The sequence below is a fragment of the Longimicrobium sp. genome, assembly GCA_036389795.1.
Taxonomy (GTDB): domain Bacteria; phylum Gemmatimonadota; class Gemmatimonadetes; order Longimicrobiales; family Longimicrobiaceae; genus Longimicrobium.
Genome location: DASVWD010000203.1, coordinates 1 through 13,221, shown reverse-complemented (window position 1 = coordinate 13,221; position 13,221 = coordinate 1). Strand labels below are relative to the sequence as shown.

The window sequence follows — 13,221 nt, the reverse complement described above, 5'->3', positions numbered from 1 at the left end:
GGCTCCTGGTCCTACCCCGCTCGCGCCGCGGGGCTCCCCGGCGCGGCTGTAACGGAACCGTCCTTCCGCGAGACCGAGGGCGAAGCAAGGGTGGACCTTGCCGCCGCCTCCGCCGGTCATGGCGCCCTCCGGACGCCACCGCCGGCCTGATGAATACCCGCGCGCGGGGTGCATCGCAAACCGGTGCCCGCGGCGCGCGAAGGCGGCCGCGCCGTTCCCATGAGATTCCATGCGCTCGATCCTCGCCGTCACGGACCTGACCCGCAACTCGGACGCTGCCCTGTCCGCCGCCGCCGGCCTCGCCGTGCGCACGGGGGCCGCCCTCCACGTCGTGCACTCGATGGAGATCGTGGGGATGCCGCTGTGGGAGGCCGTCCAGACCGACGTGGGCAGGCGCATCCGGGAAGCCGAGTCCACGCAGGCGGAACAGGTTCGTCGCGCCGTCCCGGACGGCTGCGCGCTCGCGAGCCGCGCGCTCGACTTCCAGGGCCTCTGCGACTCGGTGCTGCTGCGCGCCCGCGAGGCCGGGGCCGACCTGGTCGTGTTCGGCGCGGCGGACCCGCGCACGCCGGAAGGGGCTCGCCAGGTGAGCGCGCTCGAGGGCGTCGCCGAGCTCGCCGACGTGCCCTGCCTGCTCGTACGCACCCCACTCGATCCTCCCCCGCGCCGCGCGCTGCTGCCGCTGTCCGCCGCCGAAGCCGGGCAGGGCGTGCTCGCCGACGCCTGCGAGTGGCTCGCCGCGGCCGCGGGGCCGGCCCCGGCCGGGTCGCCGGCCACCGAGCTGCTGGTGCTCCACGTGGCGAGCGGCCCGCGCGAGTGGCGGGACCTCGCCGCCGACCTCGACCGCGAAGTCCGCTGGGCGAGCGAGCAGCCCCGGTGGAGAGCCAGGGTGCGGATCCGCCGCGGCATCCGCTGGAGCGTGGCGGCGGACGTGGAGATCCTCGGCGTCGCCGCCGAGCAGGCGTGCGACCTGGTCCTGCTGGGGCCGGGGTGCGGGGTCGCGGGCTCGCCGGATTCCCGGAAGAACTCCCGCGCGCTCCTGTTGCGCCGCCTCCCCTGCCCGGTCCTGCTGCTCCCCGGCACGCTCCGGCCGGACGAGGAAGGCGGCGAGCCCGCGCCGGAGGCCGCCGCGCGCGAGGAGCCGGAGCCGGCGATGGAGGTGGCCGCCGCCGCGGACTGACGGCCGTGATACCAGTTCCCGAGACTGAATGTGCATTACAGAAAAGGTGTCATCCTGAGGCCGGCCAGACCGTAGCCGCGTCCGCGCGAATGCTCGCAGGCCGAAGGATCTATGGCCCGCGTTGCGAAGATCTACGCAGTGCAGGCCATAGATCCTTCGGAAGCGTCCAGGCATCGGTGTAGACGCGAGGATCGGCGGACGCTTCCTCAGGATGACATCTTCTTTGTTTCCGTACGAGATTGCGCAATCAATCGTGGGATCTGGGATGAGACGCCCGGGGCGCCTGATCACCAGGCTCCCGAGCGCCTGTAACGAATCCGCCTCCAGCGAGACTGGAGGATAGAGCGCCGCCGAATCCGCGCCCGGAGCCGGCGGCCGTTTCTACGCCCGCGCCGGACGGCGGCGGGGTGGAAGCGACGCAGTGGGGAGGGGCTGGACGCAACCGCAACCAGGAGGTCGGAGATGATCGCGGAGGTCAGGGAGCGGCTGGGCGGCGAGCTGGAGCGGCTGTCGCGCCGGCTGACGGACGACTTCAAGGCCGGGCTCGCCGGGGCTGACTGCGCGACGCCCGAGGAGCGGCGGGAGGTGCAGACGAAGATCCGGCGTCTCGGGCAGCTCGTGGCCGGGCTCCCGCGCCTGGAAGCCGGGATGCTCTCCGTGGACCGGGTGGGCTTCGGCTCGTCGGTCGTGCTCCAGAACCTCGACACCCGGGAGCGCGTCTCGTACACGCTGGTCACCGGCGACGTGATCGACCTCGACGAGGACCAGGTGAGCCTCGCCTCGCCCGTCGGCCAGGCGCTCCTGGGCCGCAGGGCCGGCGACCGCATCTCGGTGGCGACGCCCGGGGGAACGCTGCGCTACCGGATCGTCTCCCTGACCACCCTGCCGGAGATGCTCGGGCTGGAGCCGGCGTGCGCGTGACGCGGCCCGCCGGCCTTTCACCCGGCATCCAGGGGAGAATCGTGATGAAGTCGATCCTGCTCGTGCTGGGGGAGCGGAGTTACCGGAAGCCGCTCCTCGACGCCGTCGCCGCGCTTCGGGCGGGCGAGCGCGCCGACCTGCACGTCGTCTTCCTCTCCGGCCCCCGTCCGGCCGGGGAAGCCGACACGGACGGACCGCCCGCGCCGGGGGAGGTGCCGGCGGCGAGCGTCGGCCGGGTCCCGTGGTGCGAGCCGTCGGCGATCGTGGAGCGCGCCCGCGCGCTGGGGGTGGACCTGGTCGCGCTCGCCCCCGAGCTGCCCGCGGGCGGCGGCCCGCTCTGGCTGGACCCGAGCGTAGTGCGCGTCGCGGCCGAGGCGGAGCAGGCCGTCCTCGTCTTCCGCGGCTCGGAGAGCTGGCCGCCGCGCAAGGTCGTGCTCCCGCTGGATGGAGAAGATGCCGCCGCGGACACCCTCGGCCGCGCCTGGGGGTGGCTGGACGCGCTGTTCGGCCCGTCCGAGGGGAGCGCGGACGCGCCGCCGGAGCTCCACGTCCTCCAGGCCGCGGCGGACATGGACCGGTGGCACGAGCTGCGGAGCAGCCTGGAAGCGCGGGCCGGGACGCTGCCGGGCACCCGCCGGGTGCGCCTGACGAGCTGCATGCGCTTCGGCACCGCGCCGGGCCGGCGGGTGTTGCGGTGGGTCGACCAGGAAGCGCCCGACCTCCTCGTCCTCGGCCGCACGCGGGCGCCGGCGGAGAGGCGCGCGGCGTGGCTGCGCGTGCTGTGCGGCGCGAGCTGCCCGGTCCTGCTCCTCCCGTTCGGCCCCGCTCGCGGCGATCCGCCGCGGCGGATCGGCGGCGGGCCGGTCAGGCGTCGGCTCCCGCGGCTCCGGCCGGCCGGCGGCACGGGCGAGCTGCTTCCGAGCGCCTGAACAGCGAGCGCGGCGGGCTCCGTGATCTTTCGCGCTGCCGGCCGCCGATCGTCTGGCCGATGGACGCGACGGTGCGCTCCAGCGCCGTCAGGCTCGCCCGTCGTGTGGCGTCGTGCCGTAGCGCGGCGGCGCCTCCGGCACCCGCAAGACCGGCGCGACAGCACGAGAAAAGGAGCGGGGCCGATCCCCCGCGCCTTCTCGTTCCCCCCGGAGCGTCCCCGGCCCGCTACGGCGCGGGGATCTCGTCCTGCTCCTCGGGCTGCTCGTCGCGCTCCCGCTCGCGCACGCGCGGCGGGCGGCCGAAGCTGTAGGAGAAGCTCAGCACCGCCGCGCGCGCGCTGAAGCGGCTGCGCCCGATCTGCACGAAGGTGGGGTCGCGGCTCTCGAACGACTGGCGGAACAGGTCGAACGGGTCGGTCACCATCAGGTTGAGCGTGCCCCGCTCGCCCAGCTGCTGCCGGAGCCCCACGTGCGTCATCAGCGACGACGAGACGCGGCCCTGCGCCACCTCGCGCCCCGGCTGGTAGAAGAACATCCCCTGCAGCGCCAGCCGCTCCGTCACCCGCGCGCTCGCGTTGCCGCGCGCGCTCCACCAGGTGGCGTCGCCCGAGAAGTCCACGGCCAGGTTGCTGGCGTTGCGCACCTCGCGCGTGCCGCTGAGGCTGAGGCTCCCGCTCACCCCGCCCTGCGGGCGCATGGAGAGGGTGAGCGAGGTGCCGAGCTGCTCCACCGTGGCCAGGTTCTCCCAGGTCTGGGTGGAGACGCCGGCCGCGTCCACCCGCCGGATCTGCACCCAGTCGTTCTCGGTGCGGCGGTAGTAGGGCGAGAAGCGCAGCGACCCGAGCGCCCCCGACCAGCTGGTCTCCAGGCTCACCGAGTGCGCGTACTGCGGCTCCAGCCCGGGGTTGCCGACGGTGCGGTTCAGCGGGTCGTTGGAGCGGTTGACGGGGTTCAGGATCCACGGCCCGGGGCGCCGCACCCGGCGGGAGTACTGCAGCCGCACCTCGCGCCCGCCGCCCAGGTCATAGCGCAGGTTGGCGCTGGGGAAGAGGCTCAGGTACCCGTTCTCGAAGACGTCGGGCGTCTCCGCCAGCTCCAGCCGCGTGTCCGCCCGCTCGGCGCGCAGCCCCGCCTGCACGGCCAGCGGGCCCACCACGCGCGACAGGGTGACGTACCCGGAGTGGAAGACCTCGCGGAAGTCGTACCCCGTGGCGGAGGCGGCCCCCGCCGCGGGGTCGTCGGCGTCGGCGAACACCTCCAGCAGGCGGTCGTCGTCGCGGTCCTGCACCTCGGCGCGGTAGCCCAGCTCGATGCTCCCGGTCCCGCCCCACGGGCGCACGTACCCCACCTCCACCTGCCGCTCGAGCTCGCCCGCGTCGGTGTCGTCGAGCGTGAGCTGCACCGGGAGCCCCAGCGGCTCGCCCTCCAGCCCCAGCAGCTGCCTGCGGATGCGGCTGAAGGCGTCCTCGCCCTGCCGCTCGTACTCCACCTCCAGCGTCAGCTCGTGGGTGCCCGGCCCGGCGCCCGGTCCGCCGCCGCCCCCCGGCCCGCCGCCCCCGAACCCGCCTCCCGGGCCGCCGCCCATGCCGCCCGGACCGCGCCCGCCGCCCGCCGGTCCGGGGCCCCCGGGGCCGCGGCCGCCCTGGCCGGGCCCGTTCCCCCGCTCGTTCTCCGGCTTGCGCTCCGCCCGGGCCAGGGAGTAGCGGAAGCCCGCGGAGAAGCTGGTGGAGAGGCTGCTCCGCTCGTTGAGTGAGGCGCGGTCGTAGCGCTCGGTGACGGCGCGGAGCGTGTCCATCTGCGTGTAGACCACCACGCCATCGGCGTCGAAGCCGTTCCTCCAGAGCCCCAGCGAGCTCCAGAGCGTGGAGCGGCCGGAGAGCGCGAGCTCCGCGGTCAGGTCCAGGTTGCCGGAGAGCCCCTCGCGGTCGGTCCACCCCTCCTGCTCCAGGAGCGAGACGGGCTCCGCCAGCAGGTTGCGGCGCAGGTCGTAGCTGGTGATGCGCCGGTCCGAGCGGCGCAGGAAGCCGCCGCCGAAGAGGGTGAGCGGCCCGCGCTGCCAGGTGACGCGCCCGCCGCCGCCCACCTCGCCCTGGCTCCCCGCGTTGGCGAACACGTTGCCGCTGAGCCCCAGGTCCACGTCCTTCTTGAGCACGATGTTGACGATGCCGCCCGCCCCCTCGGCCTCGAAGCGCGCCGACGGGTTGGGGATCACCTCGATGCGCTCGATGCGGTCGGCCGGGAACTGCTGGAGGAACAGCTCCAGCGACTCGCCCTGCATCGGCGCGGGGCGGCCGTTCAGGTAGATCTGCGCCGGGGTGCCGCGCAGCTGCACGGCGCCGTTGACGTCCACCTCCAGCTCGGGGACGCTCCTCAGGACGTCGGTGGCCATCCCGCCGGCCGCCACCGGCATGTCGCGCGTGCTGTAGATGGTGCGGTCCGGCGCCACGATCACCGTGGAGCGCTCGGTGCGGGCCTCCACCCCCTCCAGGAGGATGGCGGAGACGGCCAGGCGGATCGTCCCCACGTCCACCGCCCCGTCCGCCGGCACCGCCACGTCCGCGCGCCGCTCGGGCGCGTACCCGAGCGCCGTGGCCTGCAGGGTGTACGTCCCCGCCACGCCCACGGCCACGCGGAAGCGCCCGTCCGCCCCCGTGCGCGCCCGCGCCGAGTCCGCCGCGCCGCGCAGGGTGACGGTGGCCGCCGGGATCGGCCGCCCCGTCGCCGCGTCCACCACGGTCCCGGTGACGGCGCCGCCCTGCGCGCCAAGGGCGGCCGGGGCGGCGAAGAGGACGCACAGCACGGCCGCGGCGCGGCCGGTAAGATTCGAGAAACGCATTGCCAACCTGTCTGCCTGTCCCACTCGTGAGGCCCCGCGACCCTCCGGTCCGCGGGACGTGCTGGCGGCGCCGGACGACCGACGCACCTCCCTTTGACCCCCGGCCCCCCCGATCCGTTGGCGGCTGCCGGCGGTCCAGGGGTTCGGCGTCCGGACCGGATACCAAAGACGAGGCCCCGGCCACCCGACCGGGGCCTCTGTCTCGTTTCGCCCCTTTCCTCTAGTAGCTGCCGGTGTTCAGCAGCACCATGTCCACGCGGCCGTCGCGGTCGAAGTCGGTCAGCTCGGCGATCGGCGTGTAGCCGGAGTTGAGCTGCAGCACCATCGGCCCGGAGTCGTAGCTCGACCAGTAGCCGGTGACGGGATCGCTCACCCCGTACGTCAGGCGATTCAGCACCACGCTGCCGAGCACGCCCACCAGGAGGTCGCGCGCCAGGCTGCCGCCGGTGCGGCGGTAGCTGAGGAAGCGCACCGTGTCCCAGGGCGCCCGGCGCCACACGCCGATGTCCCGCCCCAGCCCGAAGCCCTTGTCCAGGCACCAGCTGCGGCCGTAGACGGGGTGCCCCCGCCCGTTTCGGCAGAAGCTCGGCCCCAGCCCGTTCCTCCCGCGCGCGTCGACGAGCCGGAAGCCGTCGAACCGCTCCCGCCGATCCGTCCAGCGGATGGCGCGCGAGCCCGTGCCGCTCCCCGTGCGCCGCCCCCCGCGGACGCCGGAGCCCGCACCGCGCCCCGCGCCCCGCTCCGCCCGGACGCCCGACCCCGAGCCGCGGTCCGTGGCGCGGCGCGTGAGGGTGGAGCGCTGGACGGACCGGCCCTTCCCCTCGGCCCGGCGGACGGTCTGCGCGCGCGCCCGGGTCTGGCCGCGCTCCGTGCGCCCGCGCGCCGTGGAGCCCCGCACCTGCCCGCCGCGCGCGCTGGAGCCCTGGACCTGCTTGCCGCCGCCGCCCGCGTGCTCCCGGTTCGGCTTGCCCTGCCCGCGCTGCGCCGGCAGGCTCTGCGGCAGCGCCGCCGCCAGGCCCACCGCCAGCAGCAGGAGGAAGACGATTCTCCTCATCACGGATCTCCTCGCTCGGAATGCCCTCCCGGCTTCACGTCGGGATGCAAGTGCGTGCACCGCAAGGGGTTTGCCACGATGGAGGAAGAGGATGCGGGAGTACGTCTCGACTGGCTGTGAGGGAAGAGGATGGAGGCCGAGCTGGTGAACAAGCGAGCGGGGTTTTTTCCGTGGCGCATCCTGCGATGGACGAGGCGTGTTTCTGCCCGCCCTTCATGCTGTCGCAGGCTGCACGCTAGCGTATCACGACGTTAGTTGAAAATATCCTCGTCACCCCAGTTGCCTGATCCGTATAGGTTTGGAATGAAGATACCGGGACGGAAACGCTCCCTTTATTACTTGACATGTAGTAAGACGTGCGTTTACGTATCCATGCGGATCCGATCGGAATCCGCTCCTTCCTCCCCTCCCGCCAGCGAGGTTCCCATGCTCTCCACCCGCCTTTCCGTCCTGGTTCTCGGCGCGTCGATGCTCTGTGCCGCCTGCGAGAGCGCGCCCACGGGTCCGTCCGGCGCCGCGGCGGCCGGCGGCTTCAGTCCGCGCCTCTACACGAACGGCCAGTACATCTGCGCGAACCAGAGCGTCCCGTCCGGGTACGTGATCCTCTCCGCCGACCGCAGCCCGAGCTGCGCGTTCTACAGCCCGACCAGCTACAACATGTACTACATCGGCATCCCGGGCTCGCAGGAGAACGTGTGCGCGAACTCGCCGATCCCGTCGGGCTACGTCATCACCTCGGGCCAGGGGACCGCCTACTGCCCCAGCTACAGCGCGACCGGCATGAACATGTACTCGATCAAGATCCCGGGCTACGAGGAGACGGTCTGCGGGAACTCGCCGATCCCGTCGGGCTACACGGTGGTCGGCTACACCAGCACGTCCTACTGCCCCAACTGGAGCGCCATCAGCAACAACGCCAAGTACATCCGGCACGTGTGAGCCGGCCGCGTGCGTGACGCCGGGCGAGGGGCGCGGCCGGGTGCGGCCGCGCCCTCGTCGTTTCCGGGATCACCCAAGCCCGCCCGAGCGGGGCTGGAACGGAGGTTGCGCCGCGCTGCCGCGTCCGCCGTCCATGGCGGGCGGCGCGAGAACGGGAGGTGGAGGGATGCGCTACGACAGGGGGTACGGCCGCGACTACGGCTGGTACGGTGGCCAGGGATTCGGCCGGCACGCGGGGCCGCGCACCGGCGGCCGTGGCTACGACGCGGCGGTCTCGGGCGGGTTCGGCCCGTACACGGCGCGGCGGCCGTGGGACGAGCAGCGCTACGACGCGGACTTGGTGCGCGGCCGCGGGCACCACTACGGCGGGCTGACGGAGAACCCGCGCGACAACATGGTGGCCGACCCGGGCGAGACCGACTTCCTGGGCCGGCGCTACCGCGGCGCCGACCGCGACACCGCGCCGCGTGGGCTGTACGACCAGGAGTACCGCCAGACCACGGGCTACGACCGCGGCTTCAGCGGGATGCGCGGCTACGGGCGCGACTTCCGCGGCGACGAGGCCGGCTACGGGATCGGCCGCCGCTACGGCTCGCCCGGCCGCTACGACCGCGAATTCGGCGGCGGCACCACCTGGGCGATGGGGCGCCGTCTGTCGGGATCGACCTGGCCGCGCGGGCCCCGCCGGTACTGAACCCGGTACGGGGTACGAGGTACGGGGTACGGAACGGCGGCAACACGAAGGTCCGCCTCCCGAGCGGGGGCGGACCTTCGTGCGTGGGCGGGCTCCGTGCGGTCGAGGCATGCCTCGACCCTACGCACTCTCGCACTTCAGTTTTCGATCACGATCCGCCCCGGCTGCTTGTACGTGGCCAGCGTCTCGCGGCAGAGGCGCCGGACCGCCTCCTCGTCCAGCTCGGCGCCGGGGGCGGGGACCACGGTGAGCACGATCTCGTTGTCGCGCACGGGGTCGGGGGCGGCGGTGACGCTCGCCTCGGCCACGCGCGGGTCGGCCGCCAGCACGCGCTCCACCTCGGCCGGGTAGACGTTGAAGCCGCTGCGGGTGAACATCCGCTTCATCACCCCGCCGAAGCGCACCGCGCCGTCGGGGTCCTGGCTCCCCCGGTCGCCGGTGCGGAAGGCGCCGTCCCACCAGCGCTCGGAGTCCCGCCCGTCGTCGCCCACGTAGCCGGCGAAGAGGTTGGCGCCCTCCACGCAGATCTCGCCCCGCTCGCCCTGCGGCACCACCTCGCCCCGCGCGTCGCGGATGGTGACGTCGACGCCGGGGAAGGGGTAGCCCAGCGTCCCCGGCCGGTTGGGGCGGTCCACCCGGTTGAAGAGGCACACGGGCGAGGCCTCGGTGAGCCCGTACCCCTCGCGCAGCGGCAGCCCGAACGTCTCCTCCCAGCGCCGCGACACCTCCTGCCGGAGCGGTGCGCCCCCGCAGATGGCGGTTCGGAGCGAGTGCCTCGGCACGCCCTGCCGCTCGGCCGCGGCGATCAGCGCCACGTAGAGCGCCGGCACGCCGCAGAGCACGGTGGCGCACTGCTCCTCGACGAGCGCCAGCACGCGCGCCGGGTGGAAGCGCTCGACGGGGACGATCCGCGCGCCGCAGGACAGGGGGGCGTTCAGCGTGACCGTGAGCCCGAAGCAGTGCACGAACGGCAGGAGCCCCAGCACGCAGTCGTCCTCGCCGAGCTGCATGGCCTCGACCACGCCGCGCAGGTTGGCGCCCAGGCTGCGGTGGGTGAGCCGCGCCCCGCGCGCCCAGCCGTCGGTGGCCGAGGTGTAGATCACCGCCGCCTCGCCGCCGCCGCGCGGGAGCGGCTCGCCGTCGGAGCCGAACTCCGCGCGGGCGGGCGGCCGGTCGAAGTCCGCCTCCACCGAGGCGTCGCCCGCGTCCAGGAGGAGCTTGGGGACGCCCGGGGGGACCAGGTGCTCCAGCGCCTCGATGGTCACCACGCCCCGGGCGCGCGAGTCGGCCAGGTACTCGGCGATCTCGCGGTGCGAGTAGAGCGGGTTGAGCATCACGGCGCTGGCGCCCGCGCGCAGGACGCCGTAGAGGGCGGCGGGGAAGGCGGGGACGTTGGGGAGGAGGAGGCCCATGCGCCCGCGCTCCACCCCGGCGTCGCGCAGGGCGTCGGCCACCTCGCCGGTGCACCGCTCCAGCTCGTAGAAGGTGGCCGGCGGGTCTCCCGCCACGGCGATGCGCTCGGGAACGCGGCGGGCGGACTCGGTGACGAGCTTGTCGAGCGGCTGGGTCATCGCCTGGGGGACCGGACGTGGTGGGCCACACCTCGCCGCCAACCTACCGCCCGCCGCCGCGAGCGCAAGGTGATGCGGGACCCGGGAGCAGAGGGTGTGACGGGGGAGGCGGTGGGAGGCCCCCTCCCCCGCGCGGCCCTCGGCTGCTCGTTCCTCGCAGCCGGAGGGCGCGCTCCCCTCCCCCGCTGCGCGGTAGAGGGGAAAACCCGGCGGGTCGCGCGACGACGCCGCGCGCGGCACGAGGGGTTCGCAGTTGAAGCCTCGCGGGGTTTGCGAGGCTTTCTGCCGTTGCTGCCGCGGCTTCAGCCGCCCCGGGCCGGGATTGCTCCTGCATCTCCAAGTCATTGTGAGAAGTCGACTTGCCTCATCTCTCCACCTTCGTTCGCTTGACGGGGGGCGGGGCGGGAGGGAGATTGCCCGCCTCTCTTACGCCTTGTCCCAAACACTTCGATCCACGGCACCGATGGCAGACGACGGGCAGATCCGCCTGGACCTCGCGAACCTGATGGTGAGCGTCTCCGGGATGCGCGGGCGCGTGGGCGAGGGGCTCACCCCCGAGGTGGTGGCCGCCTTCGCCGCGGCGTTCGGGGCGTACGCGCGGCGGCGCGGGCCGGGGAAGACGGTGGTGCTGGGCCGCGACTCGCGCGTCTCCGGGCCGATGTTCGCGCGGGCGGCCACGGCGGCGCTGCAGTCCGCCGGGTGCGACGTGGTGGACGTGGGGCTGGCGCCCACGCCCAGCGTGCAGCTGGCGGTGGAGGACCTGGGCGCCGCGGGCGGGCTGGCGGTGACGGCCAGCCACAACCCGATCGAGTGGAACGCGCTCAAGTTCATCGGCCCCTCGGGGATGTTCCTGGACGGCGACGAGGCCGTGGAGATGCGCGGCTTCCTGCACGACGCCCCGCGCGCCGGCTGGAAGGATCTCGGCCAGTGGCGCGAGGACGCCGGGGCGGTGGAGCGGCACCTGGAGCGCATCTTCCGCATCCCCTTCCTGGACGTGGAGCTGATCCGCTCGAAGCGCTTCCCCGTGGCGCTCGACTGCGTGCGCGGGGCGGGGGGGACGATCTTCCCCAGGCTGCTGGAGGCGCTCGGCTGCCGGGTGGAGGCGATCAACCTGGAGACCGACGGCCTCTTCCCCCGCAAGCCCGAGCCGGTGGCCGAGAACCTGGGCGAGCTGGAGGAGCTGGTCCGCCGCACCGGCGCGGTGGTCGGCCTGGCGACGGACCCCGACGTGGACCGCCTGTCGCTGGTGTCGGACGAGGGGCGGGCGATCGGCGAGGACTACACGCTGGCGCTGGCGGCCACGCTGGTGCTGCGCCACCGCCCGGGCGCGCTGGTGACCAACCTGTCCACCAGCCGCCTGCTGGACGACGTGGCGGAGCGCGCCGGGGTGCCGCTCTTCCGGGCGCCGGTGGGGGAGATCAACGTCGCCCGCCGGATGCAGAAGGAGGGCGCCACCGTGGGAGGCGAGGGGAACGGGGGGGTGATCCTGCCGGACGTGCACCTGACGCGCGACGCGCCGGTGGCGGCCGCGCTCGTCCTGCAGCTCCTGGCCGAGACGGGCCGGCCCCTCTCGCGGCTCGCCGCCGAGATCGGCCGCTACGAGATCGTGAAGGAGGCGCTCCCCCGGCCGGGCCAGCCGCTGGACGCGGTGTACGACGCGCTGGCGGCGCGCTTCCCCGAGGCCGAGGCCGACCGGCAGGACGGCCTCAGGCTCTCCTGGCCGGCGCGGCGGGCGTGGGCGCACCTGCGGCCGTCGGGCACGGAGCCGATCGTGCGGATCATCTGCGAGGCCCCGAGCCGCGAGGAGGCGGTGGGGCTGGTGGAGACGCTGCGGGCGGCGCTGCCGGGGTGAGGGGAGTGCGAAGTGCGAAGTGCGAGGTGCGAAGTGCGTTAGTCCTTAGTGCTTAGTCCTTAGTAAGAGCACTGGCGGACAGCGGCAGTTGCCGAGGGAGATCATCCGGAGGGCGGCCGTGCAGGGGTCGCCCTTCGCGTCATCGTGACGGTCGAGGGCGGGCGGACCCGCGGAGGGAGAGTCGATGGACGTACTCCAGGCTATCGGGAACACGTCGCTGGTGCGGCTGCGCAGGGTGGTTCCGTCCGGCTGCGCGGACGTCTTCGTCAAGCTCGAATGGGAGAACCCCACCGGCAGCGTCAAGGACCGGATGGCGCTGGCGGTGATCCTGCGCGCGGAGGAGGACGGCCGGCTGAAGCCCGGGGGCACCGTCGTCGAGTACACGGGCGGCAGCACGGGGACGTCGCTCGCGTTCGTCTGCGCGGCCCGGGGGTACCGCTGCCACATCGTCACCTCCGACGCGTTCAGCCAGGAGAAGCGGGACCACATGGCGGCCCTGGGCGCCGAGCTGACGCTGGTCCCCAGCGAGGGCGGCCTCACCACCCGGAAGCTGATCCTCGACATGATCGAGGCCGCCCGCACGCTGAGCCGCGAGCCTGGCACCTGCTGGACCGACCAGCTCAACAACCACGACAGCATCGCGGGATACCACGCGCTGGGCGAGGAGATCTGGAGCCAGACGAACGGCGAGGTCGGCGCGTTCGTCCACTGCGTGGGCACCGCGGCTTCGTCGCGCGGCGTCGCCACCGTGCTGAAGCGGTACCGGCCGGGCGTCGGGATCGTCGCCGTCGAGCCCGCCGAGTCTTCGGTGCTGCGGGGCGGAGAGGCACGGCCCCACGGGATCGAAGGGGTTGGGATCGGCTACACTCCCCCGCTGTGGGAGCCGTCGCTGGTGGACGACGTGGTGCCGGTCGCGACCGCCGACGCCAAGGAGATGGCCAGGCGGCTCGCGCGGGAGGAGGGGCTGTTCGCCGGGACGTCTTCGGGCGCGAACGTGATCGCCGCGATCCAGGTGGCCGAGCGGCTGGGGCCGGGTGCGAAGGTGGTCACGCTGATGGCCGACTCCGGCCTGAAGTACCTGAGTACCGACGTGTACCAGCGGACGTGATACCACGTTTCCGAGCATTGTTCTGGTTCGCGAGAAACAGATTGGAATCACACAGAGGACACGGAGGACACGGAGAGAACTTCAATCTCTCCGCTGTTCCTCTGTGTTCTCTGTGCCCTCTGTGTGAGACCTTTTCA

General features: G+C 73.6%; 10 protein-coding genes. 7 read left to right on the top strand and 3 right to left on the bottom strand.

Annotation, left to right across the window (positions count from 1 at the left end; all coding sequences use genetic code 11):
* Positions 1-229 precede the first annotated feature (229 nt).
* The 3 genes from VF746_24265 to VF746_24255 all read left to right on the top strand — a co-directional run bounded on the left by VF746_24265 (position 230) and on the right by VF746_24255 (position 3,030).
* Positions 230-1,180, top strand: coding sequence for a universal stress protein (locus tag VF746_24265; GenBank protein HEX8695550.1), 951 nt, complete (start codon positions 230-232; stop codon positions 1,178-1,180).
* 462 nt (positions 1,181-1,642) lie between these two features.
* On the top strand, positions 1,643-2,101 hold the full coding sequence (locus tag VF746_24260; protein ID HEX8695549.1) for a GreA/GreB family elongation factor: 459 nt from the start codon (positions 1,643-1,645) through the stop codon (positions 2,099-2,101).
* A gap of 44 nt (positions 2,102-2,145) precedes the next feature.
* On the top strand, positions 2,146-3,030 hold the full coding sequence (locus VF746_24255; protein HEX8695548.1) for a hypothetical protein: 885 nt from the start codon (positions 2,146-2,148) through the stop codon (positions 3,028-3,030).
* Between the two features lie 226 nt (positions 3,031-3,256).
* On the opposite strand, the gene VF746_24250 is transcribed toward VF746_24255, so the two are convergent.
* Together VF746_24250 and VF746_24245 are read right to left on the bottom strand one after the other, a co-directional pair.
* Positions 3,257-5,866, bottom strand: a complete 2,610-nt coding sequence (locus tag VF746_24250; protein ID HEX8695547.1) for a TonB-dependent receptor — start codon at positions 5,864-5,866, stop codon at positions 3,257-3,259.
* Positions 5,867-6,086: 220 nt separating this feature from the next.
* On the bottom strand, positions 6,087-6,920 hold the full coding sequence (locus VF746_24245) for a hypothetical protein (protein HEX8695546.1): 834 nt from the start codon (positions 6,918-6,920) through the stop codon (positions 6,087-6,089).
* Positions 6,921-7,346: 426 nt separating this feature from the next.
* Here VF746_24245 and VF746_24240 point away from each other — a divergent pair, with 426 nt between their 5' ends.
* Positions 7,347-7,859 carry a hypothetical protein gene (locus VF746_24240; protein ID HEX8695545.1) on the top strand — a complete coding sequence of 171 codons (513 nt, stop codon included), beginning with the start codon at positions 7,347-7,349 and terminating at the stop codon, positions 7,857-7,859.
* Between the two features lie 166 nt (positions 7,860-8,025).
* Positions 8,026-8,553 carry a hypothetical protein gene (locus tag VF746_24235; protein HEX8695544.1) on the top strand — a complete coding sequence of 176 codons (528 nt, stop codon included), beginning with the start codon at positions 8,026-8,028 and terminating at the stop codon, positions 8,551-8,553.
* A 137-nt stretch (positions 8,554-8,690) separates the two neighbouring features.
* On the opposite strand, the gene VF746_24230 is transcribed toward VF746_24235, so the two are convergent.
* Positions 8,691-10,124, bottom strand: coding sequence for an AMP-binding protein (locus VF746_24230; protein ID HEX8695543.1), 1,434 nt, complete (start codon positions 10,122-10,124; stop codon positions 8,691-8,693).
* Between the two features lie 463 nt (positions 10,125-10,587).
* Between VF746_24230 and glmM the strand changes: the two genes are divergently transcribed.
* A complete protein-coding gene (gene glmM, locus VF746_24225) occupies positions 10,588-11,976 on the top strand; it encodes a phosphoglucosamine mutase (protein ID HEX8695542.1) in 1,389 nt (462 codons plus the stop codon).
* A gap of 184 nt (positions 11,977-12,160) precedes the next feature.
* Positions 12,161-13,084 (top strand): cysteine synthase family protein, encoded by a 924-nt coding sequence (locus tag VF746_24220; GenBank protein HEX8695541.1) that lies wholly within the window; start codon positions 12,161-12,163, stop codon positions 13,082-13,084.
* Positions 13,085-13,221 lie beyond the last annotated feature (137 nt).

Bases quoted from the DNA above. Each gene is read 5' to 3' on its own strand.
- VF746_24245 (HEX8695546.1), bottom strand. From the start codon at position 6,920: ATGAGGAGAATCGTCTTCCTCCTGCTGCTGGCGGTGGGCCTGGCGGCG.
- VF746_24240 (HEX8695545.1), top strand. From the start codon at position 7,347: ATGCTCTCCACCCGCCTTTCCGTCCTGGTTCTCGGCGCGTCGATGCTC.
- VF746_24250 (HEX8695547.1), bottom strand. From the start codon at position 5,866: ATGCGTTTCTCGAATCTTACCGGCCGCGCCGCGGCCGTGCTGTGCGTC.
- VF746_24235 (HEX8695544.1), top strand. From the start codon at position 8,026: ATGCGCTACGACAGGGGGTACGGCCGCGACTACGGCTGGTACGGTGGC.
- VF746_24255 (HEX8695548.1), top strand. From the start codon at position 2,146: ATGAAGTCGATCCTGCTCGTGCTGGGGGAGCGGAGTTACCGGAAGCCG.
- VF746_24220 (HEX8695541.1), top strand. From the start codon at position 12,161: ATGGACGTACTCCAGGCTATCGGGAACACGTCGCTGGTGCGGCTGCGC.
- VF746_24230 (HEX8695543.1), bottom strand. From the start codon at position 10,124: ATGACCCAGCCGCTCGACAAGCTCGTCACCGAGTCCGCCCGCCGCGTT.
- glmM (HEX8695542.1), top strand. From the start codon at position 10,588: ATGGCAGACGACGGGCAGATCCGCCTGGACCTCGCGAACCTGATGGTG.
- VF746_24260 (HEX8695549.1), top strand. From the start codon at position 1,643: ATGATCGCGGAGGTCAGGGAGCGGCTGGGCGGCGAGCTGGAGCGGCTG.
- VF746_24265 (HEX8695550.1), top strand. From the start codon at position 230: ATGCGCTCGATCCTCGCCGTCACGGACCTGACCCGCAACTCGGACGCT.